Annotated in this window: 23 protein-coding genes; 10 read left to right on the forward strand and 13 right to left on the reverse strand. The window is 72.2% G+C overall.

The window, feature by feature from the left end:
- The coding region (locus tag ACIBM5_RS40800; protein WP_396011750.1) for a tetratricopeptide repeat protein at nucleotides 1-541 on the forward strand (541 nt) is incomplete at its 5' end.
- 76 nt (nucleotides 542-617) lie between these two features.
- On the opposite strand, the gene ACIBM5_RS40805 is transcribed toward ACIBM5_RS40800, so the two are convergent.
- The 5 genes from ACIBM5_RS40805 to ACIBM5_RS40825 form a co-directional block, all read right to left on the reverse strand.
- Complete coding sequence (locus tag ACIBM5_RS40805; RefSeq protein ID WP_396011751.1) at nucleotides 618-887, reverse strand: hypothetical protein; 270 nt, start codon at nucleotides 885-887, stop codon at nucleotides 618-620.
- 57 nt (nucleotides 888-944) lie between these two features.
- Nucleotides 945-1940, reverse strand: coding sequence for an ATP-dependent DNA ligase (locus tag ACIBM5_RS40810; RefSeq protein ID WP_396011752.1), 996 nt, complete (start codon nucleotides 1938-1940; stop codon nucleotides 945-947).
- A 146-nt stretch (nucleotides 1941-2086) separates the two neighbouring features.
- Nucleotides 2087-2599 carry a helix-turn-helix domain-containing protein gene (locus ACIBM5_RS40815; RefSeq protein ID WP_396011753.1) on the reverse strand — a complete coding sequence of 171 codons (513 nt, stop codon included), beginning with the start codon at nucleotides 2597-2599 and terminating at the stop codon, nucleotides 2087-2089.
- Complete coding sequence (locus ACIBM5_RS40820; protein ID WP_396011754.1) at nucleotides 2599-2964, reverse strand: type II toxin-antitoxin system RelE/ParE family toxin; 366 nt, start codon at nucleotides 2962-2964, stop codon at nucleotides 2599-2601. Before ACIBM5_RS40820 ends, ACIBM5_RS40815 begins: the two co-directional genes overlap by 1 nt.
- A gap of 68 nt (nucleotides 2965-3032) precedes the next feature.
- On the reverse strand, nucleotides 3033-5687 hold the full coding sequence (locus ACIBM5_RS40825; RefSeq protein WP_396011755.1) for an ATP/GTP-binding protein: 2655 nt from the start codon (nucleotides 5685-5687) through the stop codon (nucleotides 3033-3035).
- Nucleotides 5688-5909: 222 nt separating this feature from the next.
- Here ACIBM5_RS40825 and ACIBM5_RS40830 point away from each other — a divergent pair, with 222 nt between their 5' ends.
- Entirely contained in the window at nucleotides 5910-6200 is a 291-nt protein-coding gene (locus tag ACIBM5_RS40830; protein WP_396011756.1) for a hypothetical protein, read from the forward strand.
- Here ACIBM5_RS40830 and ACIBM5_RS40835 read toward each other — a convergent pair.
- Nucleotides 6158-8023: a zeta toxin family protein gene (locus ACIBM5_RS40835; protein WP_396011757.1), complete on the reverse strand. Its 1866-nt coding sequence runs from the start codon at nucleotides 8021-8023 to the stop codon at nucleotides 6158-6160. The two genes, ACIBM5_RS40830 and ACIBM5_RS40835, sit on opposite strands and share 43 nt — an antisense overlap.
- An 85-nt stretch (nucleotides 8024-8108) precedes the next feature.
- Nucleotides 8109-8681 (reverse strand): hypothetical protein, encoded by a 573-nt coding sequence (locus tag ACIBM5_RS40840; protein WP_396011758.1) that lies wholly within the window; start codon nucleotides 8679-8681, stop codon nucleotides 8109-8111.
- A 197-nt stretch (nucleotides 8682-8878) separates the two neighbouring features.
- Here ACIBM5_RS40840 and ACIBM5_RS40845 point away from each other — a divergent pair, with 197 nt between their 5' ends.
- Both ACIBM5_RS40845 and ACIBM5_RS40850 read left to right on the forward strand, forming a co-directional pair.
- Nucleotides 8879-10240: a hypothetical protein gene (locus ACIBM5_RS40845; RefSeq protein ID WP_396011759.1), complete on the forward strand. Its 1362-nt coding sequence runs from the start codon at nucleotides 8879-8881 to the stop codon at nucleotides 10238-10240.
- Nucleotides 10241-11292: 1052 nt separating this feature from the next.
- The gene (locus tag ACIBM5_RS40850) at nucleotides 11293-11553 is read left to right on the forward strand and encodes a hypothetical protein (protein WP_396011760.1); all 261 of its coding nucleotides are present in this window, start codon (nucleotides 11293-11295) and stop codon (nucleotides 11551-11553) included.
- A 161-nt stretch (nucleotides 11554-11714) separates the two neighbouring features.
- Here ACIBM5_RS40850 and ACIBM5_RS40855 read toward each other — a convergent pair whose 3' ends face one another.
- Entirely contained in the window at nucleotides 11715-13118 is a 1404-nt protein-coding gene (locus tag ACIBM5_RS40855) for a tetratricopeptide repeat protein (protein WP_396011761.1), read from the reverse strand.
- A gap of 230 nt (nucleotides 13119-13348) precedes the next feature.
- On the opposite strand from ACIBM5_RS40855, the gene ACIBM5_RS40860 reads away from it, so the two are divergent.
- The 5 genes from ACIBM5_RS40860 to ACIBM5_RS40880 all read left to right on the forward strand — a co-directional run bounded on the left by ACIBM5_RS40860 (nucleotide 13349) and on the right by ACIBM5_RS40880 (nucleotide 18028).
- The gene (locus ACIBM5_RS40860; protein WP_396011762.1) at nucleotides 13349-13474 is read left to right on the forward strand and encodes a hypothetical protein; all 126 of its coding nucleotides are present in this window, start codon (nucleotides 13349-13351) and stop codon (nucleotides 13472-13474) included.
- A gap of 99 nt (nucleotides 13475-13573) precedes the next feature.
- Nucleotides 13574-15364 carry an asparagine synthase-related protein gene (locus ACIBM5_RS40865; protein WP_396011763.1) on the forward strand — a complete coding sequence of 597 codons (1791 nt, stop codon included), beginning with the start codon at nucleotides 13574-13576 and terminating at the stop codon, nucleotides 15362-15364.
- Nucleotides 15361-15651, forward strand: a complete 291-nt coding sequence (locus tag ACIBM5_RS40870) for a PqqD family protein (RefSeq protein ID WP_396011764.1) — start codon at nucleotides 15361-15363, stop codon at nucleotides 15649-15651. Before ACIBM5_RS40865 ends, ACIBM5_RS40870 begins: the two co-directional genes overlap by 4 nt.
- On the forward strand, nucleotides 15648-16085 hold the full coding sequence (locus tag ACIBM5_RS40875; protein WP_396011765.1) for a lasso peptide biosynthesis B2 protein: 438 nt from the start codon (nucleotides 15648-15650) through the stop codon (nucleotides 16083-16085). Before ACIBM5_RS40870 ends, ACIBM5_RS40875 begins: the two co-directional genes overlap by 4 nt.
- A 68-nt stretch (nucleotides 16086-16153) precedes the next feature.
- Nucleotides 16154-18028, forward strand: coding sequence for an ABC transporter ATP-binding protein (locus ACIBM5_RS40880; RefSeq protein WP_396011766.1), 1875 nt, complete (start codon nucleotides 16154-16156; stop codon nucleotides 18026-18028).
- 928 nt (nucleotides 18029-18956) lie between these two features.
- Here ACIBM5_RS40880 and ACIBM5_RS40885 read toward each other — a convergent pair.
- The 5 genes from ACIBM5_RS40885 to ACIBM5_RS40905 all read right to left on the reverse strand — a co-directional run bounded on the left by ACIBM5_RS40885 (nucleotide 18957) and on the right by ACIBM5_RS40905 (nucleotide 21679).
- Entirely contained in the window at nucleotides 18957-19250 is a 294-nt protein-coding gene (locus tag ACIBM5_RS40885) for a hypothetical protein (RefSeq protein WP_396011767.1), read from the reverse strand.
- Between the two features lie 40 nt (nucleotides 19251-19290).
- On the reverse strand, nucleotides 19291-20253 hold the full coding sequence (locus tag ACIBM5_RS40890; protein WP_396011768.1) for a hypothetical protein: 963 nt from the start codon (nucleotides 20251-20253) through the stop codon (nucleotides 19291-19293).
- A complete protein-coding gene (locus ACIBM5_RS40895; protein WP_396011769.1) occupies nucleotides 20250-21143 on the reverse strand; it encodes a hypothetical protein in 894 nt (297 codons plus the stop codon). Before ACIBM5_RS40895 ends, ACIBM5_RS40890 begins: the two co-directional genes overlap by 4 nt.
- A 78-nt stretch (nucleotides 21144-21221) precedes the next feature.
- The gene (locus tag ACIBM5_RS40900) at nucleotides 21222-21473 is read right to left on the reverse strand and encodes a hypothetical protein (RefSeq protein WP_396011770.1); all 252 of its coding nucleotides are present in this window, start codon (nucleotides 21471-21473) and stop codon (nucleotides 21222-21224) included.
- A complete protein-coding gene (locus ACIBM5_RS40905) occupies nucleotides 21470-21679 on the reverse strand; it encodes a hypothetical protein (RefSeq protein ID WP_396011771.1) in 210 nt (69 codons plus the stop codon). Before ACIBM5_RS40905 ends, ACIBM5_RS40900 begins: the two co-directional genes overlap by 4 nt.
- A 545-nt stretch (nucleotides 21680-22224) precedes the next feature.
- Here ACIBM5_RS40905 and ACIBM5_RS40910 point away from each other — a divergent pair.
- Complete coding sequence (locus tag ACIBM5_RS40910; RefSeq protein ID WP_396011772.1) at nucleotides 22225-22623, forward strand: hypothetical protein; 399 nt, start codon at nucleotides 22225-22227, stop codon at nucleotides 22621-22623.
- Nucleotides 22624-22810: the final 187 nt, after the last annotated feature.

Genomic DNA, 22810 nt, shown 5'->3' on the forward strand with positions numbered 1-22810 from the left:
GAACAACCTCGGGCTCGCCCTGCAGGAGGTGCGGCGGTTCCGGGACGCGATCGACGCCCACACCACCGCCGCCACCATCCACCAAGAACTGGGTGACCGACACGCAGAGGGCACGGCGTGGAACAACCTCGGGCTCGCCCTGCAGGAGGTGCGGCGGTTCCGGGACGCGATCGACGCCCACACCACCGCCGCCACCATCCACCAAGAACTGGGTGATCGGCACGGCGAGGGCATGGCGTGGAACAACCTCGGGCTCGCCCTGCGGCAGGTGCGGCGGTTCCAGGACGCGATCGACGCCCATCGTCAAGACCTCCGGATCTGCCAGGAGCTGGGTGACCGGCACGGCGAGGGCATGGCGTGGAGCAACCTCGGGCTCGCCCTGCGGCAGGTGCGGCGGTTCCAGGACGCGATCGACGCCCACACCACCGCCGCCACCGCCTTCCGCGAAATGGGCGACCGACACGCAGAACAGAGCAGCTTGATGGCCCGGATGACGGGCAAATATGAGTTTTACTGCGGACGGACGACCCGCTGGAAGTAGCCATGCCGCCTACGCCTCACCACGTCCGCGTCCGGTCGCCGCGACGGAACGGTCCGACCGCCGCAGGCCGTCCGCGTCAGGTGGACGGGCGCAGGCGTCCGAAACCGGCGGCACGGTCCAACGCCCGAAGCAGGCCGGGGTCGTAGCCGGCGGCGGCCGGGTCGTCGGCACCCAGCCCCGCCTGGTGGAGCAGGCCTAGGACCCGGTGGTGCGGGATGCCGCCCGCCCACGCCTGCCGGACCGCAGCGCGCAGGGTCCGGCGCGCGGCTGCCACCGCGGCGTCCGGATCAAGGTCGCGTCGGGCCTCGACCAGCGCGTCGACCGCCCGGACGACCTCGGCGAACAACGCGGCTCCCGCCCGACCGGGTGCATCACCACGCGCCAACGCGGACGCGGCGCGTCGTCAACCGGCGGCCGGCCGCGCGCCCTCACCGAACAGCGGCACATCCACCGGATCCACATCCTCCCGCAGGCGCAGCAGGCGAATCGGATGGCGCCACTGGCCGCCCTCGAACGCGGAGTCCACCGCGACCTCCGCCACGAGGTCGGGAGCGACCGGGATCATCGGGTGCTTCTCGCGCGAACCCCAGGAGGGTGAGAACGAGCGGCCATGCCACGGGTGGTCGGGAGTGGCCGGCGTCAGGCGCTCCACCAGCGCGGCGTGAACACGGCGGTCCAGGACCGTGCTGCGACCCACGAACCGCAACGCTCCGGTGGCGTCGAACCGGCCGAACAGGACCGTGGTCGGATTCGCCAGGCTCCCGGCGATCGCGCCGACCACTACTTCTGTCGTGTCTCGCGTCCGGTACTTGGCCCATCGGCGCTCCCCCGGCAAATATCGCAGCCCGGGATTTTTGATCATCAGGCCTTCGATGCCCGCCGGCGCCCAGTCCCGCATCCACCGCTGCGCCAGGGCGCGGTCGGTGGTGGAGGGGCACAGGGCCCACGGCGGGCCCAGGGCATGTTCGGCGAACAGGTCCTCCAACGCGGCGCGGCGGTCGGTGTACGGCAGAGGGGTCAAATCCCGGTCCCCCAGCCTCAGTAGGTCGAACGCCACGTAGTTCGCCGGATGCTCACGTGCGACCCGCAGCGCGGCGGCGCGGGTGCGGTTCATCCGGCGCTGGAGGAGGTCGAAGGCGAGCTTTCCGTCGTGCCAGACCACGAGCTCGCCGTCCAGGAGAACATCCACATCGGGCAGATTCCGCTCGGCCGCCCGGGCAATATCCGCGAACGCGTCCGACAGGTCAGTCCCCCTGCGGGACACGACCCGCGCCGGGCCGCCCGCCGGGTGGGCCACCCAGGAACGGAACCCATCCCACTTCGGCTCGAATACCCCCGCGCGGGGAAGCGCTTCGACCGGGGCCGCCAGTATCGGCTCGGACGGGACCGTGAACGTCATAGGCGTGCCGATACCACGCGGTCGCGACCGTCACGCCGCGCGGGAAACGAATCCGCTACTTGGGGCGCGTCCCCAGTAGGGGGTTCGTTGCCTGCGCAGGTCACCGCAGGATCCGGGTGTTACCTCGACGGACAAGACGAGTCGGGTCAGGCGTCCGTGGACTTGCGGGCAGGAGCGCTCGTACGGCCGTGCCCGCGCGTGAGCGACTTCTTGACGTCGAACACCAGGAGATCTGGCTTGGTCCCCTTGGCCGTGTGCCACTTGATGCCCCTCTTGGGGAACACCAGCACGAAGTCGCCGTGTGCAGGCGTTGGCCGCTCGTTCGTCGACTCGTGCGCGTGGAAGGTCACCGTCGACTGATCGCCGTCATGGTCGACGGTGATGCGCCCCCCGAGAGCCTCGGCCACGCGGAGCAGTGTCGGTGTGGTCGGGGGTCGTGCGCCGTCCTCGATGCGGGTGATCATGCGTACGTCCATGTCGGCGCGTCTGGCGAGTTCGGCCTTGGTCCAGCCCAGTTCGGTGCGGCGGTCGTAGACGATCTGGGCGAGGGCGTCGGCGACCTTGGTCTCGGCGCGGACGCGGCGTTGTTCCGCGGTCATGTCCTCGGGGGGTGTGAGCTTCCACTTGGTGTGTCGGCGCGTGGCTGTGCGTGCGTCCATCAGTCCTCCTCCAGGGGTCGTCGTGTGTAGGTGTGTTCGGGGTCGCCCTCGCATTGGGCGTCGCAGACCTTCATCGCCTGTCTGGCGCGTTCGACCTGTCGGTGTTCGTTGTCGCGGGTCTTGCGGAAGACCGTCAGCAGTACCGCGGTGTCGTCGCGGATCCAGTAGGTGATCCGGACGGCCTTGTTTCCCAGATCGAATCTGAGCTCCCGCAGGCCGTCACCGAGGGGCTTCGCACGGGGCATCCCGAGCATCACGCCCTCGTTGTGCAGGCGCTCGACGATGGTCGCGACTCGGGTGAGCTCGGGATCCGTGAGGGTGTCTAGCCACTCGCGGACCTCCGGCTCCATCTCGATCTCCAGCACACACCGACCCTACCGGACAATTTTGTCCTGCCCCTGGAATGCGCACGCGAACCGTCCGTCCTTCCTGCTCAGGGCGCGAGGTGGCGCCGTGCCGTGACCAGCGCCCGCCATCGGTCGCGCGTGGTCGCGTCGCCGTCCAGCCATCGCGCCGGCGACGGGGTGGTGAGGGGGAAGCCGGCCATGAAGTGGGCGATGTCCACGTAGTAGGCGTAGTCGCCGCCGCGCGTGAGGTCACGCAGCCGGTCGATCGACGCCGCCACGGCGGGGTGGTCCTCGCGGACGGCGTGGTGGAAACTGACCGCCAGCTCGAGGGTGGTCCGCGCCGAGACCAGGCCGGCGACGCCGATCTCCGTGCGCAGCCCGAGCGCCCGGTCCTCGACGTCGGAGGCGGCCCCGGCGTCGCGGACGAGTTCGGCGATGCGGGTGGTCAGGGTCGTGGCCCGCAGGTCGAGGCCGATCAGGAGTTGCCGGGCGAGATCGAGTTCGTCGTCGGCGATCAGGGGATCGGCGAACGCGAGGACGAAGGCCCGCTGGGCCTGGGCGGTGGCCCGTTCCCCCGCGATGCCGTGCTGCTCGGCCTCGGCCCGGGCCGCCCCGTACGCGGCCGCTGCGCCGGCCATGTCGCCCTGAACCCAGCGGACGTCGCCCTCGACACGGCGGTGGCGCCCCTCCCAGCCGAGCGCACCGGCTGCGGCCAAGGCTGCGGGGAAGTCACCGGCGAGACGGGCGAGATGGGCCAGGCCCCGCCGGGCCGCGGGGGCGAGCCTGCCGCCGCCCGCGGCGACGAACTCCATGCCTTGGCGCGACGGCTCGGAGCGGCCGAGGTCACGTTGGGCCTTGGCCAGGTAGTAGACGGCCATCTCGTGCAGTTCCGTGGGGAGCAGGCCGCCGGCGGCGACGGCGGCGAGCCGGTCGGTGGTGCGCTCGCGGTGTTCGTGCTGGCGCCGGGCGAGCGCGCTCAACAGCTCGACCAGCGCTTCCGCCGCCGTTCGAGGTGAGCTCGCGGCCGCGCCGGCGGGGGCGGGTGGGGCGAGCGGTTCCCAGACCGAGTCGCCGACGTAGCGCCACGCGGCGTCCGCGAGCCAGCCGACATCCAGGTCGAAGTCGCGCGCCAGGCGCAGGCCTTGGCGCAGGCATCCGATGAGCAGCAGGCGGTCGTGTGTCGAGTCGGCCGCCCATTGCTCGCCGAGTGCTTGGTGGGCGCGTTCGGCGGCGGTGTGCCAGTCGTGGGGTGACCAGTGGTCGTCGGTGTGGTCGTCGGCGCCGCGGACGGTGGAGCGGATCAGGGCGTGCAGGTGGAAGGGCCACAGGGCGAAGGGGTCCTCGCCGACGAACGGGCGCTCCACGAGTCGGCGCGCGGGTGCCTGGTGGGTCATGCCCGCCGCGGCGGTCGCCAGGTGGGGGTCCCAGGCGTCCAGGAGGGTGACCGCGCGTAGGACGTGGCGTTCGTCGGGGGTGAGGTCGTCGAGGGTGTGGGCGATCAGCGCGGGGAAGTCGTGGTCGAAGTCGGCCGGTGTCGGTGTGCGGCCGCCGCGCCTGATCTCCAGGAACCGCATCACGGACAGGTCGAGGTACAGGGGCAGGCCGTGGGAGCGGGCGGTGATGATCGCGCGCAGGGCGGGGTCGATGAGCGGGGTGCCGTCGCGGGAGAGGCGGCGGGTGAGGTGGTCGTCGCAGTCCTGGGGCGAGAGGTCCCCGATCAGGACCTGCCGCCCCCGGGCAGCGGTCGGGGAGGCGGAGCGGGCGGGCGGGATCGCGGTGTCCCGGGCGTCCAGGCCCGGCCAGGATCGGGGGCCGGTGTAGTCGAGTTGGCCTTGGAGTGCCCCGTCCGCCCATTGCAGGCGGTTGCGGCCGCTGATCACGAAGAACGCGTTGGGCATGAGCCACACCACGCGCTGCAGAAGCCGTTCCAGGTCGCGGTGGGTACGGTCGCCGACGTCCTCGAAGGTGTCCAACAGGATCACCGGCACCACTCTCTTGGAGGCCGGGAGGCGGGAGATCTCCCACGCGAGAAGGTGCGGATAGAAGGAGAGCGCGTCCAGGTCGGGCTCGGCCTCCAGGAGATCGGCCAGCCGCCGACACCCCGCCAGGGCGCGCACCGTCTGCCGGCGTTCGCGCAACGCCCCGACCAGGGCGCCGCTCACTTGCCCGATCACCGCCCCGACCGCGCCGGGCAGCAGCAGCGCCTGGGCCACCTCCGACATCGCGGCTTGCGTCTGTTGGGGCAGCGCCTGGCCGATCCTGCCCGCCAGGCCGCGCCGCCGTACGTACTCCTCCAGCGGCTCGCCGGGGTGGTTGTGCTCCCAATAGCGGCGCAGCGCGATGTCGAACGCGGGCAGCGGGCGGCCGACCGCCTCGGCCAAAGCGAGGCGGATCGACAGCACGACGCCCTCGAAGTCCGCGCCGCCCGAGCGGGCGAGGTCGACCCGCACGGGCAGGATCCTCTCCGCCTCCCAGGCGGGTTCGCCCCACTGCGCGGGGCGATGCTCGGCCCCGGCGAGTGCCGCCTCCAGCTTCCGCGACAGCGTCGATTTCCCGATCCCGCCGATGCCGTGGAACACCAGCACGTTGTCCCGGGGCGCCTCGAGGTCCTCGACGTCGAACCCGGGATCGGTGACGTGCCGCAGATGCCCGGCGAGCGCGTCGGCGAACAGCAGCCACTGCGCCTGCCGGTTCACGAACGCCTCGTCGGTGGACAGTCGTTCGTCGTTCGTGCCGAACAACGCCCGTAGATCCCGACCCGCCATCATCGCCCCCCGAGGTGCTCGCCGAGGGCCAACGTAGCGCCCGGCGGGCGCCGGCACCCCGCCCCCCTGAGACCGGTCCGGCTCGATCGGGCGCGGGGTGTGGCGACTTGTCGGGCGTCGCGTGAAACAGTCGGGTGTTTCCGCAGACCGACCCGGCCGCCCGTACGGTGCCGCCGGCCAGATCCGAGGTGGTCCTTCGTGCCCGTTCCCGTCGACCCGCCAGGCACCTCTCCCGAGCCGGCGGACGCCCCCGACTACGAGGACGCCTTCGAGGCGGTGACCAGGGTGATCGGCTGGTATCAAAAGCGGATCCTTGAGGAGACCAGGGCGGCCGAACCGGACACCCGCCTTCTGGCACGACTGACGACCGAACGACGGGCGTGCGCGGCCGACCGAAGAGTGCTGGAGAGGGCCGACCCGGAGCAGGTCGCGACGATCGCGGCCGCCTACGAGGCCCGCTGGAAGGAACTCACCCGCCAGGAGCCGTGACCGAACCCCCGCACCAGCCGCCCCACCGGGACGGGCAACTCGGCCGAGGACGTGGGCGTGACCAGCGGCCGAGGTCGCGTCGCAGCGGGCATCAAAGGCTCGGCGAGACGAGCGATGTCCACCAGTTCGGACCGGTGCTGCGGCAACACCGCCGACAACCAGCGGTGCATCGCGAGGAACCGGGCTGCCTCGCCCGGGGTGTAGGGCCGCCGCTGCTCGCCCAGCAACGCCCACGCCGCGCCCGCCGCACGGGCCCACCGACCGTCCGGGCCGCGCTCGTTGCGATAGACCGCCGTGTGATCCCGACGCATGACCGTCACCGAGTCCACCGGCGAGCCCTGCCCCACCTCGGCGGCATGGACGGATTCGAGGACTGCGCGCAGGCACCGGTCGTGCCCAGCGACCGTGGTGAACCGGGCCGGCCCGGACCTGCTCAACCGGGCGTAACGGGCGGCGGTGCCCTGGCGGCTGTCGGCGGCCCGGGCCGCGATCACGACCAACTCGACCCGATAGCCGGCGCGGCGGTCCGCGGCGACGTCGGCCAGGAACGCGTCCGCACTGCCCGGGGCGGTCTCGACGATCATGTCCCCGCGGTGGGCGCGGACGTGGGCCATGGCCTGGTCGCGCCAGGCCCGATAGTCGGCGCGAACGCGTTCGCCGGCAGTGCGGGGATGTTCTTGGAGCAGTTGCAGGTAGTCGGGATGGGCGCCCTTGAAATCCTCGCCGGAGATCCCGGTGGGGCGGCGGTGGCGCATGGCGCGGTGGACCAGGTGCGACGCGCGGGTCTTCCCCGCGCCGGGCTGTCCCATGACGTACACCACGACCGGCCGCCGGTGCGGGGTGATCACCCCCAGGTCCTCGACGAGCAACTCGTCGAAGATCCACCTGTGTTCCCTGGCGGACAGGCGGTGGTAATCGACGCCGGGCGCCCGGGCGATCGCCTGGGCGATCCGGCGTACCGGCTCGGCCAGGGCTGCGGCCCGGTCCGTGTCGCGTTGGACGGCCAGGCGGTGATCCTCGTCCAACGGCTCACGGTGCAGGCGCCGGTCGGTGCCGGCCAGGTCCTCCCGGAAGCGCATCGTTTCCGGAGCGGTCCACGGCCTGGCCCGCTCCGCGATCACGGCCGCGCCGGCTCCCGTCGGGTGGACCCACTCGCCGTCGGGGCCCGCCTCGTTGGCGTACACCACACTCGCGTCCCGGCGCACCACGGTGACCCGATCCGCCAGGCACTCGGCCTCGATCGCCGCCAAGGACTCCGGTAACGCCCGCGCGCAGGCATCGTGGTTGGCCCAGGACACGAACCGACCCGCGCCGTCGACCGCCCCGGTCACGTACCGGTCCAGGATCCCCAGCTGACTCAGGGCCTCGGGGGTCGCCAACGCAAGGACCTCGACGCGGTACCCCGCCCATCTGTACGCCGCCGCGTCCGCGCGGAACGCGTCCACGTCGGCCAGGGACGTCTCCACCACCGCGTCCAACCCGCGGGCGCGGACGTGCGCCTCGAGGCCCGCCTGCCAACGACGGGTGTCCGCGCGCACCGCGACACCGCCGGTACGCACGTCGCGCGCCAACGCCTCGGCATAGGAGTGGTGGAGGACTTTGTAGAAATCCGCGCCGACACGGACCGCGCCACCACGACGATCGAGCACCGCCTGGACCAGATCCGCAATCACGGTCTTCCCCGCGCCGGGCTGACCCGCCACGAACACCACCACCGGACGCTCCTGGACGACCGCGTCGGCCGTCCAGGTCGGCACAATCCGGTGCAGCAGCACGTCATGGTGCTGATCGTCGTCGGGTGGCACAGAGTCTGTCTCCTCCACGGATGCTCCTCACGGTGCGGCCGGCAGTACAAGGGGCGGGCCCACCGCGTGTGTTCGCGGTGGGCCCGCCCGACGAACGAGGCCGTCAGATGGGTTCGGGGCCGTCGAGCGCCACGTACTCGCGGAGGAGGCCGCGCCGCATGGGGCGTTCGTCGCCGAGGGCAATGCCCAGGCTCGGGTAGCGAGTGGCGATCTCGTCGGCGGTGAGCGGGCGATCACCCAAGGGCAGGGCGACCCTGCCGTCGCGCTCGAGCCAGGCCCGGGTCGGGTCGACCGGCCAGACCCGGACGACGACGCCCCGGTCTACGACGACGAGCGCGCGGATCTTGGGCCTGCTGGCCTTGGCCACGCGCCACCAGGCACCGTCCGCTTCCTGTTGGGTGGGGCTCGCGTCACCGGTGCCGGTCTCGCCGTAGGCGCGGCCGTCGTCGTCGGTTCCGCCGGCGCCGGGCCCTCGGTAGACGACCATGGCCAGGTCTCCGAGGCGTTGCAACTGCACGAGCGTGCGCGGGTCCATCTCCAAGAGGGCGGCAGCGTCGGTGAGGCCGCCGGCCTCGCGGACGTACTCCCGCAGCACACGGGCACGTTCCTGGTGGACGTCCTCCTCGCGGGCGTCCAGCGCGTGGAGTCGCTCGCGGAGTTCGTCGAGTCGGGTCATACAATCCCCTCTAATGGTATGCGTTTGACGCATTCCATATTGGGGGTCGGATCAAGAATCGTCAAGTGGTATGCAAGACATGAATACCGTCGGATCGATCAGGACGAGATCTCCTGGTTTCCCAAGCGCTGTAGAAGGAAACGCATCTATGCTGTAGGCATCTACAGCGCCTAGTTGTGGAAGGACACAACGACTCGATGCGCACTCCTCTCCCCGTCGCGAACGGGATCAGCACGGACCACCCCGCCCCCGGACTGCCCTACGTGGACGACACCCACCTTCCCCTGGACGACCCGCGCGGGATCGAAAAGATCGGGCGTGGCGCCGGCGACGGCATGTGGGGACGCTGGGACGGAAAGCTCGACGGCGAATGGGTCGCCTTCACGACCGACCCCATCCGTCACGACCTCGCCTGGTACGTGCGCCACCACCCCGACCACGGCCGCAGCGTCCTGATCTACCGGGACAAGGACGCGGCACGCGCCCACATGGACTGGTGGAGCGACAAGGCTCTGCTCACGCGTTCCGGCGGCTACTGGTGGGACGGCACCACCTGGTACCGCCCCCGGCAGATCTGGGACGCGGCCGGCGAGGCCTACGAACGTCGTCCCGTGCCGTCCGCAATTACCGTCACCGCCGCCGATCTCCTCGACGACGACAGCGACCCCGACCAGGGCCGCGTCCTCAAGGTCGCCAACCTTGACCCCGACAGCGACGCCCACCCCACACGCGAACGTCACGACCTGGCCTTGTGGGCCCGCAAGCACACCCGGCAACCCGACCACCGCCCGCTCGCACGCTGCGTAGTCCGTGTCTCCGCACCGGAACTCGCCGGCGACCAACTCGTCGGCGCCGCCGACCTCGCCGACATCGCGGGCATCGCCGCCTCCACCCTGCGCGCCTACATCTCCCGCAACGAACAGGACGTGCCCCTGCCCCAAGCCGTCGTCAACGGCCGCAGCGCATGGTCACGCCCGGTCGCCAAGGAATGGGCAGAGCAACGCCGCCGCTCCCCCGACAGCGTCGCCGCGGCCGTCGCCGACACCACCGACTCCACCCTCGCCGTCGGCACCGCCGACCTCCAACGCCGCCTCGCCCGCATGTTCCTGACCCACCTGTGGGAACGCCCCGAGCGACGCAAGCGCTGGGCCCTGCGCCACCGAACGGACACTGCGGTGGGGGAGGTCGCCGACGAACTCGGCTGGACCGTGGCCACCAACCTCGAGGCGATCGTCCCGCTCGAAGCCCTGGCAGCCACCATCAGGCACGCCTTCCTCGACGAACTCGCCACCGGGAAGGACCTGGCAGACGACGAGGACGACCACCTCTACGGCATCGCACCCGACGTCGGCAGGATGTTGGACTGGTTGATCCGCCACGATCCCGGCTACGCCCAACCCGTCATCGCCGAGATCGTCGGCGAAGCCGAACGGCGCCTGCACATCCCGCGCGCCGTCACCGCACACACACTGCGCACCGCCCTGGCCCTGGACGGCGAGCTCGACACCGACGCTCGCAACGACTTCCTCGACCGCGTCCTGCCCCGCTCCCACAGCTGACTCTCCTGAAGAACGCCACGGCGCTTCGGCCGGGACACCACGGAACAGAGGTGGGATCGGATCGAACGAGCTTTGGGCCGTCGTCGCAGTGGCAGAGGCGCGTGAACGGAAGCGGGGGGGGGGGGGGGGGGGGGGGGGGGGGGGGCGGGGGGGGGGGCGGGGCGCCCCCCCCCCCCCCCGCCCGCGCCCCCCGCCCCCCCCCCCCCCCCCCCCCCCCCCCCCCCCCCCCCCCCCGCTGGTCCATCCGTGGTGCATCGGTATCGGCAACGCGGAACTCCAGGCGTTCCTCTCGCCTGATGACCGCGCTCGGCTCGGTGACCACCATGGTGGGCGCGGGGACGGCCGGGGTTTCGTCGTGGCTGGTGTCCTCGGAGGCCTGGCTGGCGCGGATGCGCTCGAGCTTGCGTTCGCGGAGTTCGGCGCGGGTGAGGATGGGCTCGTCGTCGGCACTGAAGCCGGCGGAGACGTCCTTCTTGCGGGCGGCGTTCACGCGGCGAGTTCCCGCATGACGGTGGCGCGTTCGGAGGTGGGGGCGTATTCGAGGAGGGGTGTCCGTGCGACGGCGGCCTCCCGGTGCGGCGGCGGCCTCCCGCGTCCTGTTCGGGCGCTTGCTCGTTCATCGGACATGAACAACCACGCCCCGCCGCCCGGCGGTTCCGACACGACCATCGACGCCCGCACGCTCTCGTCCGCGCAGCGCGCGGCCCTGGAACGGGTCGCCGCAGCAGGACGCAGGGCCGGCGCCTGGCTGTGCGGCCTCGGCCGACCTGGCGGCCCCGAATGGGCACTCGCCGGCGCGATCGAACACACCCTGGGCGGCCTTCACCCGCACAACACGGCCGAGGTCGACCCCGGGTGCCCGTCCATGAACACGTGGCCCGAGAGCGATGCCGATCTGCTCCCGTACCTGGACCCGTACGCGAGCCCGGCCGGCGCCGTCGTCGGCACCGTGCCGCTGACGGCCGCCGAAACCGTCGCCGTCGTCACCGTGACCGGCTGCGCCCGGATCGCCCCGCAAACGATGTCGCACGCCGACGTCGCGGACCAACTCCATGACCAAGCTCAGCCGATCCGATCTCTCCGAGTTCGTGAACGTGGCCGATCTGCCGATGGTGCAGCAGGTCGTGTCCGTCAGCTTCGAGGGGGACGACCCGGTCGCCTGGCGGGACCACGCCGGTCCGGTACCCGACAGCGAACGGCGGACGATGACGTGCGCGCTTGCGCTGATCAGCGAATTCGTCGACCTGATCGATGGGCCGGGAGCGTACGAGCGCGGGCTGCTGACCGCACTCGGCAACGCCCTCGACACGTAGTTGCCTGGATTGACGAGAACGACCGTGCGTAACGCCCGTGGCCCGAGGCTGCCGAGCGGCTGCCCGTAGTAGCCCGGTCTCAGCGGCCCCGACCCACCGAGGCCCGGGCGATCCGAAGACCGCGCCGGCGGCGAGCGGCCCCAACGTGGAGCCGATTGGACCTATCGCGGCCGGGCCGGTGTCCATGTGGTGCGGGCGCGGTGTTCGAGTTCGTCGGCGCCGGGGACGCCGTCACGGCGCAGGCGGTGCAGGCGGGCGCGCATGTCCTGGGCGGCGGTGTCGACCTTGAGGGATCGGATGCCGTCGGCGCAGGTGACGAAGTCGTTCCAGGTCGCGATGGCCGTCTCGGTGTCGGCGCCGCGCAGGTGTACCTCGCCGAGGTCGGCCAGGACGATGGCGCGGGTGCGTTTGCGGTCGAGGCCGTGGATGTCGAGGGCGTGGCGCAGGTGGGTTCGGGCTTCGTCGAGTTCGCCCAGGCGGGCAAGGATCATGCCGGTCTCGTGGGCCCACCGGCCGATGCTGTAGTGGCTCGCCCACGAGGTGCCCGACGTTGCGGCGGGGGCGCGTTCGATCTGCGTCTGGGAGGACGCGAGCATGCGGGTCGCGGTGGTGCGGTCCTGGTCCAGGGCTGCGGCTTGGGCGAGGGTGGCCCGGTAGTAGGCCTGCGCGCGGGGGTCGGCGAGATCTTTGGCGTGATGGACGCATTCCTCGGCAAGGCGTACGGCGGTGGCGCGGTGGCCGGCATCGATGGCCTGGACGGCCATGCCGCGCAGGGCGGTGGCGGCGAGTTCGCGGTCGTGGCCGAGTTCGGCGAGACGGAACGCGTGGGCGTAGTAGCGCTGGGCGGCTCCGGTGCGGCCTTCGTCCTGGGCCATCCACGCGATCAGGTGGGCGAGTTCGCCGATGGCGGTGTGGAGGTCGCGGCCGGTGGTGTCGGTGTAGGTGCCAGCGAGCCAGGGGGCTGCGGTGTCGGTGAGGTAGCGCACGGCGAGGGTGCGGGCGTGGCCGCCGCCGAATTCCGCGGCGGCGTCGCCGAAGGCGGTCGTCATGGTGCGGACCGCGTTCACTTCGGTGGCGCCGACGCGGACGGTGCCGGTGTGGGCAAGCGTCGCGGGCGCGGCGTGCGCGGGGGTGCCCGGTAGGGAGAGCAGGCCCAGGACCGTGCCAGTCGCGGTGAGGAATTCCCGGCGTTCCACGTCCGCGCCTCCCAAGGCCGCCAATGCGGCCACGATATCCGCGTCTTCCGGTGCCGCGGGGATCCTTGCCCCGCTCGGTGTACCTGCGATCGCCACACCGGTGGGCACGGTGGGGGCGACGAAGCCCAGTTCCTCGGTGGCGAGTCCGAAGATCCTCTCGAGCGCGTCGCGGTGGACGCGCTGGGGCCAGCGGCTGTGTCCCGACAGCCAGCGTCGCACGGTGCGTTCGTCGAAGATGACGTTCATGCCCAGGCGTCGGGCCTGGTGGTCCAGGTGCTCGGCGAGGTCTCTGGCGGACGACCACCCGCGTGCCCGGGCCCGCTCGCGCAAGCGGGTGTTGGGTGTGCGGTCGATGGTGGCGCTGCCCATCCGGTCCCCCCGGGAACAACTGTGGTGACCCGAGTCCCCACCGTAGAACGCGGCACCGACGTCGCGGCACCGCTCGCGCGCCCCGGCCCTGGAATGTCCGCGCTTTGTCCGCGGGGTGTCCGGTGGTTTGACCTCCACCCGATGCGGGTCCGGACGGTGCACTGGTGTCACCGGCAACCGCCGGACCCGCAGGAAGGTCGCGGGAAGCGTCCCAGCAAAGGGGAATCGCCATGATCGACGACACCTACCAGACGCCGGTCTTCTGGACCGAGTCGGCCGACACGGTCGTCCTGGGCAGCAAGAACGAGAACGACGCCGACAAGTCGAAGTACTTCGAGGGCACCAAGACCATCTGACCCTCCACGGCCGGTCAGGCAACACCGCAGGGCCCGCATCGACCGCGATGCGGGCCCTGCGTCGTCGACAACGACACGACGGAACAGGGGAGGAACACAGTGGAGTGGATCACGGGTGGACGCGGCGCACGAGCGCCGGTCGACGGCGCGCGGGTCGGGCCGGGCTGGGACGCGTGGGCGATCGGGACGCGATGGCGATCGGTTGAGGCCGACGGGGCGCGCCTGGTCGCCGTGGGTGAATGCACCGCCGACGAGTACGAACTCGCCCGCGCCGCAGTGATGTTCGCCCGCGGGGACGTGCGGGCGCCGATGTGCCTGTCGGGATCGATGTGGGTGCTGGCGCGTCACGGACGCGAGACGTGGGTGTACGGGGATCTGGCCGGTGTCCGGCCCCTGTACGTCGCCGAGACCCCTCGCGGGGTGGTGTGGGCCTCGCGCATGACGCCGCTGGCGGCCCTGGTCGGAGCGGCGGTGGACTGGGCCGCGCTGGCCGCGGAGATCGCGGTCGGCGGCGTGGACAGCACCGATCGGCCGGGTTTCGTGGGAGTCCGTCAGGTCCGGCCGGGACGGGCGCTGGTCGTGGACGACGACGGTTCGTGGACAGAGCACGACGTTCGCGCCCCCCGCGCGAACCTTCCACTCGCCGAGACGGCGGCGTTGCTGCGCCCGGCCCTGACCGGGGCCGTGCGTCGGCGTGTGGGCGACGACGCAAGCCCGGCGGCGTGGAGCGCCGACGTGTCCGGGGGTCTGGACTCGGGAACGCTCGGCGCACTCGCCGCCGACAAGGACCACGGGACGGACGTCCTCGGGTGCGTCTACCACGACGCCCACACCTCCGTCGCCGATCTCGACGGCGCGCGCGGGATCGCGGACCTGTTCCCGCGCCTGGATCTGCGGATCACCGTCGGTGACGCCGGCACGGCCCACTACACCGGTCTGGACGGCTCCTTGCCGATACCGAGGACGGACCGGCCGGCGTCCTCGATCTCCATGCGCGCCATGGACCGGGCCTACCTCGCCCCCGCCGCCGACGCGCACCGCACGGACCACCTCGTCGGGGTCGGCGGCGACGAGGTCCTGGACGCCCCCTCCGCCTGGTGGGCCGACTACCTCCGCACCCACGGATCCCGATCCGCGCGACAACACATCCGCGCACGCGCCCGCCTGGCCAAGACCGCGCCTGGGCCGATCATCGCCGCCGTCGCCGAACTCGCCGCGACCAAGCGGGAGCGGGGGCTGCTCGACGCGGCGAACGACCTCGAACGCGGCATCGCCGGCGCGGCGCCGGCGGGACTGGCCTGGGCCTGGCAAACCTCGGCCGCGCCCTGGCTGAGCCCGGACGGGCGAGCCGCGGTCGCCGACCTGCTGCGCTCCGAGGCCCGCGTCGACGAGGACGGGTCACCGGGCGCGGGCGCACAGGACGTCGTCATCCGCTCCGGGGGCCGTGCGGTGGCGGCATTGGGTGATCTGCACAGTGAGTTCGGCCTGCGGGTGCACGCCCCGTTCCTCGACAACCAGGTCGTGACCGCAGCCCTGTCCGCGCCGGGCTGGGTGCACCGCGACCCGCACGTGTTCAAGCCCGTCCTCGGTGCGGCCATGCGCGGCCTGGTCCCCGACCTGGTCCTGAACCGCCGCAGCAAGGGCACGTTCACCCCGACCATGCTTTTGGGGATCCGCCGCAACCTGTCGACCCTGCGCGCCCTCCTGTTCGACGGCGCGTTGGCCCGGTCGGGTCTGTTCGACACCCGCGCGGTGATCACGGCGTTGGACAGCGCCGGGGACGGGAACGCCCGAGCCCCGCTGGCGGCGTTGAACCAGGCGATCGCGATCGAGGTGTGGGCCGCCGGCCTCGACACCACCGCGTCCGCGTGGTGGGCGGTGCCGGCGTGAGCACCCATCGCGTCACCGCCGCACACGTGGTGTGTGAACACGGCGCCGCCCTCGTCGACCTGAGGGCCGGCGACCTGGTGTTCCTCAACCCCACCGCCGGACGCATCCTCGCCGACCTCGCGACCGGCGCCGACACCACCACCATCGCCACCCGCATCGCCCAGGCCACCGGCGCGTCCCAGCCCGCCGTCGACCGCGACGTGCGCGTCCTGGTCGACGCCCTCACCCGACGCGGGCTCCTCGAGGACACCACCACCGCGACCACCGGAAGGAACAACCCCCGATGAGCATCCCGATGGTGGCTCCCCCCGAACCCGAGCACGCGCCCCCGCTCGGTTGCTGCGTCGCGGGCCGGATCGGGTTGCGCCTGGCGTTGGCCGCGCAGCGGCTGCCGCTGCGCACACGCCTGCGCCTGGCGTCGGCGTGCGGACACCTGCCGCAGGCCTCGCACGCACGAACCAGCGCCCTGTACGCGGCGGTCACCGCTGCGGGCACACGGTGCGACCGGCGCACCGCGTGCTGGGAGACCGCGCTGGGCACGGTGTTCGCGTGCGCGCTCACCGGAGGCAGCACCACCCTGGTCTTGGGCGCGCGTCCCCTGCCGTGGGCGGCACACGCGTGGATCCGCACGCCCGAGGGCGAACTGGGCATCACGGTCGAGGACGCCGAACGCCCGTGGCTGCCCATCCTGTTCGCCCCGACTCGAAAAGCATCGAACTAGGAGACTTGTCTTCACTCGTTCGAGTTAATCGATGGCGGCCCGCCCCGGCGGGCCGCTGCCATGAACGGGTGACCGCTCCCAGCACCCACGCGCGCCCGTCCGCCGCTCCCCCACGCATGCAACTCGTCGCCGGCCGCCACGACCAGGCCGTGGCCGACCTCACCAGCGGACAACTCGCCGCCCGCCTCCCGCGCCTGGTCGCCACCACGTTCCGCCTCGCCTGGACGGCGGACCCCCGCGCCCTCGTCGCCCTCCTGCTGTGCCAACTCGGCGCCGCCGTGTGTGCGGCCTTCGGGCTCGCGGCCACCACCAGTGCCCTGACCGGGCTCCTGGCCACCACCCCGACCGCCGACCGCCTGCGCGATGCCGCGCCCGGCCTGGTCGCCCTGGTCGCCGCGCTGACCGTGCGGTCCCTCCTCGTCTGCGGGGTGGTCGCGGTGCAGGCCCGGCTCGCACCCCGCCTTGGCCGGCTCGCCGAAGTCCGCGTCATCGGTGCGGCCACCACCGTGGAGGCCATCGCGTACGAAAGTCCGGGGTTCGAGGACGCGTTGGACGCCGCCGACACCGGCGCCGAGAACGTGCGCAACCTGCTGGCGGACATCGTCGACCTGACCGCCGCGGCACTGACCCTGGCCGCGACCGCCGGCGTCCTGGGCCTCCTGCACCCGGTGCTGGTGCCCCTGCTGTTGACGGCTGCCGCGCCGCGCGGGTGGGCGGCGATACGCACCGCCCGAATCACCCACACCACCGCGCACGCCACCCGCTCCGACACCCGACTCCGCAACACCCTCCGCTCCTACATCACCGCCCGCACCACCGCCCCCGAAGTCCGCACCGCCACGATGCGCCCGTTCCTGATCGGCCAGTACGAACAGGTCGCCGAACGCCTCGAACACCAGGCCGTACGCCTGGCCGTGGCGTCCCTGCGGGTACGGATGACCGGCGACGCGCTCGCCGGGCTCCTGACGGGGGCCACTTGGGCGGCACTGGTGTGGCTCGCCGCATCGGGACGTGTCCCCCTCGCCGCCGCCGGCGCGGCCGTCGTCGGCATTCGCGCCGCGTCGGCGGCCGTCGACGCCATGGTCCGCGCCGCGGCGAAGGTCTTCCACACCGGGCTGTACGTCGACGACTGGCGGGCGTTCCTCGACGACGCCGAACGGTTGCGCACCGCCCGCGGCACCGTCCCGCTCCCCACCACCGGACCCGCATCGGTGCGGGCCGAGCAGGTCTCCTTCACCTACCCCGGCCGCGACACCCCCGTCCTCGACAACGTATCCCTGGACCTGCGTCACGGCGAAGTCGTCGCGCTGGTCGGCGAAAACGGCAGCGGCAAGACCACCCTCGCGAAACTCCTCGCCGGTCTCTACCTCCCCGACACCGGCACCGTCACCTGGGACGGCATCACCACCGCGGACACCGACCCCGAACTCCTGTGGGCGCGCGTGGCCTGCGTCCCGCAGGACTACACCCGCTGGCCGATGAACGCCCGCAACAACATCGACCTCGGACAACCCGCCCCCACCGGCGACCACGCCGTGCACGCCGCCGCCGAAGCCGCCGGAGCGGACGCCGCACTCGCGGCCCTGCCCGACGGTCTGGACACCAGCCTCGCCCGCTCCTGGTGGGGCGGTCACGACCTCTCCGGCGGCCAATGGCAACGCATCGCGATCGCACGCGCCTTCCACCGCGACGCGCCGTTCCTCATCCTCGACGAACCCACCGCCGCCCTCGACGCCCGCGCCGAACACCACGTCTTCACCCGCCTGCGCACCCTCGCCGCCGGCCGCACCACCGTCTTCGTCACCCACCGCCTCGCCAACGTCCGCACCGCCGACCGCATCATCGTCATGGACACCGGACGCATCGTCGAAACCGGCACCTTCGACGAACTCGTCGACGCCGGCGGCCTCTTCGGCGAGCTCTACAAACTCCAACAGGGCTGACTTACCACCGACTCGTCCTCCAGGTTCCGCATCTCGATGCGCAATGGGCACGTGAGATGCGCAACGGATGCGCAATTCTGCGGTTCTGTGCGCACAAGACGGCATGACCTGCGCCTTCGCAGAGGACAGGCCCGCCCCGGCACGGCCGATTGCACGTCTCTGGCGGGCGGAGAGACTGCGCACCGAGCGCGGAATCCTGCGTTTCAGCAGGCACGGTGCGCACCGGGGCGTGGAACCCACACGTCCGCCCCTCCACGCGGTCCGGATCGCTACGCCCGCCTCGGGCCGTGTGGGCGATCGCGGCGGCGGCCGGCCGTCAGCGTCGGGTGACCCCGAACACGCCGCCGATGTACCGCCGGTTGTCCTCGCGTGTGGCCGCCGCCGTCCCGAAGGGGGGTGGCGTGTGTGGGAGGCGGGCCGACCGCAACCACCGGACACCTCTCGGGGAGGAGAGGCCGTCCGTGGCCGCGGACACTACCCGCCCACCCCGACACGTGGCCCACGGCAATACACACAGGGTCGGGACGCGGGCGGGAACCCAATGGGCGGCACCGGGTCCTGGGGGAAGGGCGACTCAATGCCGCGCCCGTCGGGTCGACGGCGCGTGCGCGTCACCCGGCGCCGGGTCGCTCGTTGTGCCGACCGTGGAGATCCGGCGTCCCCCCGTCGCCGGCCCACACCACACCCGACGGCCCATCCCCCGAGGCCGCCGGGAACGGGAACGGGCGGCGCCGGCCGGCACGACGCCGGCGCCGACCGCCCCGGCCGCAGACGCCGATCAGTCGACGGTCGGCCCGGACCGCCCCCCACAGTGCTCGTTGACGATGTGCGCGGCGAGGGTGATCGCGAGCACCTCGCGGTCGACGTACGGTTTCCACCGCAGCCGACTCCAACCGGCGCAACGCGGCCGGGTCCGGGGCCGGGCGGGTCAGCGGGGCGGTTCGGAACCGGCCTCGCCAGCCTCGCGGTCACGGTACGCGGCTCGAAGGTGTTGAAGGGGATGATCGACACCGGGGCGACCGTCCCGGGCGGCCAGGCCCCCGGCGGCGTGGGCGGCGGCGTCCGCCACGATCGGGAGGTCGTCCGCACTCGTGCTCTCCGCGAGCGCGATCCGGTCCAGCACCGCGGCCGTCAACAGCGCGAGATCGCGACCGGTGGCGTGTTGCAGGGCGGCGAGGGCCTCACCGATCGGCGGCGCACCCTCGTACGGGTTCTCGGTCATCACTCCAGACTGCCCGAACCCATCCGACCGAGCGGCGAATTCACGGAACCCGCAGCCGACGCGAGGGTGGCCCGGGCCGCCGAACGCGTCGCCGCCGAGGTCGCCGACGGCCGATGGATCCCGGGCCTCGACTTTGACGACGAGGGCCTGCCCCGCCCGGCCGACCCGGACGAACTCGCCCGCGCCGTCCGCGCGGCGAGCGGGGACCCGGGTCAGTAATCGACCTCGCCGGTGGCACCCGCGCGCGCAGCACGACGCGCAACTGCACCATCGCCTGCTCGGGATCGGCGAGCGCTGGCGGGTTCCCGGGGTGCGGGCCCGGTTCGAGGTCGTCCGGGCGCAGTGCGGCGGCCGGGGCCAGGACGGCATCACACGCGGCGAGCAGGCGACCCAGCCGGCCGCCGGTCAGGCGCGTGTACTCGCCCAGCGCGGCGAGCCCATGGTGCAGCCGGTCCAGGCGGGCGGCCTCGGTGACCTGCTCGGGGCCGGTGATCGCCTGCGGCCATCGGTCCGTGCGGCGCAGCAGGTCGGCGGCGATGTGGATCTCGGGGGCGGTGAACATCCAGGTGCGGTGGTTCAGTTCGCGGGCGGCGTCGTCCAGCGGTTGTGCGACGCCGTCCCGGTAGGGGGTGGCCGGTGTGGTGTCCGGGTCGGTGCGGGCCTCGGCATGGGTCAGGCGACCGGGGCCGAGGGCCTGGCGGACGATCTCGCGGAGCAGGTCGGCGGGGACCAGGTCGGGCGGGTGCGGTGTCCAGGCGTGGCCGGCGGTGCAGGTGAGCGTCGCGTCGTGACCCCAGGTGCCGGTCAGGATGTGGCCGCGGTCGGCGTAGCAGACCGGGCAGCATACCTCGTGTTCGACGGCGCCGTCGGGAAGGTCGGAGGCGAGGCGGAACGTGTGGCTGGCCGGGGTGCGGTGGCAGATTTCGACGGCGAGGCGGCCGGCGTCGTCGTGGACGATGCGGCTGGTGCGGATGCGCCATCCCGTGTTCGAGTCGTCGTTCACCGCGTCATCCGGTCCAGCGCGGCGCGCGCCCGGGCCTCGTCCGGTACCCGCAGCCCGATCATCAGGGCGATCGTGCCCAGCAGCGCCGCGAGCCGCTCCGGCGGCAGGGCACACACCCGCTCCACACCCGCGCGCAATCGGTCGGGGTCGTCCTCGAGGACCGCTGCGGCGGCCGCCGCGAACGCCTTCAGGTCCTCGGGAGCCGTCGCTGTGGTCACGCCCTCGGGGATGCCGTCCGCGTCCAGGACGACGATCGGCGCGGGCACTCCCACGTGTGCGGCCACCTCGGCCCAGATCGCGACCGCCCGGTCCGGGCCGTGAGGCGTGGCCGCGATCGCGTCCAACCGGGCCCGGGTCGACGCCTCGCGCCCCGGGGTCGCCGTCGCGACCACCAGCGCGGCGCGCTCCGCCGCGGCGTGGACGTCCCCGTCGGTCTCGCCGTGCACCGCGACGAGATGCAACGCGAGCACGGCGAGCACCCGCCGCAGCCCCCCGGCCGCGTCGAGAGCGCGCTGGACCGCCCACGCCAGTGCCCAGGTCGTGGCCCACAGATGCCGCTCCGACAGTGTCAGCAGCGCCTCGCGCGCGTTCAACAGGGCGTCGAGGGCATCGTCGTCGAGCGGGCGGCGGATCGAGGTCATGGTGTCCCCACCTCCGGGGTGGTCTCGGTGGCGAGGTCGCGCTGCAGGCGGCGGCGCCTTCTTCAACAGGTACCGGGCCTGCTCGGGCGTGACGTCCAGGACCTCTCCCGTTTCCTGCGCGGTGAAGCCGTCCATCTTCAGGGCCAGCGCGATCCCCTCGTCCCGGGGCAGAGCCTGCAGAATCGATCGGGTGGCCAGGGTGGCGACGGTCAGTTCCTGTCGGTCGTCGCGGCCCCCGGCCTCGGGCACGTCCGGTGTCAGGACCTCACGGCCGTGGCGACGACGACCGTTGGGACGCCCCAGGGACCGCAGCGCGACCCGGCGGATTCACCCCCTGGGGTCGCGCACCCCGGACCACCCGGAGGACATGGCGAGGCTCCATCCGTTGATGAACGCCTCCTGGGTGGCGTCCTGGGCGTCCGCCAACGAAACGCCCAGACGCAGCAGGAACGCCACCACGTGCGGCTGTTCCGCGTCCAGGAAGTCCAGATACTCCTCCCGATGGTCGGACCGCCGGTACTCGCCCGCGGGATCGGAAGGGGACGGTAACCGACGTCGGGACGCGTCGGGGCCGCTCATCGACGGCCCCGGGGGTGCGGCGCGCCGACCTCGATCAGCAGGCCGGTGTCCAGGTCGACGAGCCTGCTGCCGTCGGCCAGCGTGTGCGCCTGCCGGCACAACTCGCGCTGTCGTTCCCGGCGCAGGACCAGCCGGCCGCGCAGGGCCCGGTCGGCGAGGGGGACCACGGCGCCCAGAACGGCGAGGGTCGCGGTGACGGGTTCCACTGGGTGGTGCCTTCCCCGAGGCGATCGCGGGATCCGGGACCGTCCCGGTACGCGCCTCCTCACCCCATCAGTGGGCAATGGGGACGCGGTTTGGGACACCCTCGCGCGGAGAACTTTCGACGAGTTCCGGGGGCACGCGCTTCCGCTTCTGCGGAACGCCGCGATCAAGGCCGGCCCTCGTACGGCCGAGGCGGCGGCCGGTGTGCGCGCCGCCCAACGTGCAGCGTTAGCGGAGCCCAACCCGGTCCAGGCAGAGCTACAGGGTCCAGCATGTCTGGATTGAATCCATGTCCGCCGACCCCGATGACTGACACGACGCGTTGGATCGATCCACGGTCCATGCAGTGGCATCTGGGTGAGTTGTCGCGGGAGTACGTCGACACCCTGGGAAATTCCGCAGCCTCCTCGGTCTAGGAAGTCAGCATGTGGACATGGATCAAGGCCTTGCGGTGGTTTGGGGCGCCCTAATCGGCGTCTGCGGCGCTCTCGTCGGCACAGTTGGGGGTGCGATCACAGGCGGGAAGGCAGCACGCACAGGAGCGCGCGTGCAAGGTCAGGTCAACTTCCATGAGTGGCTACGGGATCAACAGCGCGCCGCGTATGCGGAGATGCATACCGCCGCAATGGAGACGCTAAGGCTGGGACATGCTGTCGCCGGCAGCGGTACCACTCTGAGGGTTCTCGCCAGCGGTCCCACTCTGAGGGCCGCACTGGACGAAAGTCTCTACCAACTTGTCAGAGCTGGATCGACGGTTGGCATGGTGGGCCCCCAATCCATGGAGCAGGTGGCTGAAGACATCGTCAAGGTCTCCTACCGGTTCCCGAGCAACTCGCCGCAGGCGGCGAGCAACTGGATCAAGTGGACTGAAAATGTCACGGCCGTGCTGGGGGTGTTCACCGACGAAGCCAACAAGATCATTTCTGATCCCCCTGCTCTGAAGTGACCTGGAAGGGAACTGGGATGTGACCTGGAAGGGAACTGGCGACCTTGCGGGCGACATGGCCCAAGCCTGTCGCGGGACGGGCCGACACGATCCCTGAACCACGCAGTAGGCGCCTGGCGCGGCGGGTTGGTCAAGGGCCTTGTTGTGCGGCCTTGTGCGCCGCGCGGCGGGCGCCCCGGGCCTGCCG

The organism is Embleya sp. NPDC050493 (genome assembly GCF_044458105.1).
Classification (GTDB): Bacteria; Actinomycetota; Actinomycetes; order Streptomycetales; family Streptomycetaceae; genus Embleya.

Coding starts and splice junctions, on each gene's coding strand:
- ACIBM5_RS40810 (WP_396011752.1), bottom strand. CDS start 1,940: ATGACGTTCACGGTCCCGTCCGAGCCGATACTGGCGGCCCCGGTCGAA.
- ACIBM5_RS40815 (WP_396011753.1), bottom strand. CDS start 2,599: ATGGACGCACGCACAGCCACGCGCCGACACACCAAGTGGAAGCTCACA.
- ACIBM5_RS40840 (WP_396011758.1), bottom strand. CDS start 8,681: ATGACCCGACTCGACGAACTCCGCGAGCGACTCCACGCGCTGGACGCC.
- ACIBM5_RS40845 (WP_396011759.1), top strand. CDS start 8,879: ATGCGCACTCCTCTCCCCGTCGCGAACGGGATCAGCACGGACCACCCC.
- ACIBM5_RS40850 (WP_396011760.1), top strand. CDS start 11,293: ATGACCAAGCTCAGCCGATCCGATCTCTCCGAGTTCGTGAACGTGGCC.
- ACIBM5_RS40855 (WP_396011761.1), bottom strand. CDS start 13,118: ATGGGCAGCGCCACCATCGACCGCACACCCAACACCCGCTTGCGCGAG.
- ACIBM5_RS40860 (WP_396011762.1), top strand. CDS start 13,349: ATGATCGACGACACCTACCAGACGCCGGTCTTCTGGACCGAGTCGGCC.
- ACIBM5_RS40875 (WP_396011765.1), top strand. CDS start 15,648: ATGAGCATCCCGATGGTGGCTCCCCCCGAACCCGAGCACGCGCCCCCG.
- ACIBM5_RS40885 (WP_396011767.1), bottom strand. CDS start 19,250: ATGACCGAGAACCCGTACGAGGGTGCGCCGCCGATCGGTGAGGCCCTC.
- ACIBM5_RS40900 (WP_396011770.1), bottom strand. CDS start 21,473: ATGAGCGGCCCCGACGCGTCCCGACGTCGGTTACCGTCCCCTTCCGAT.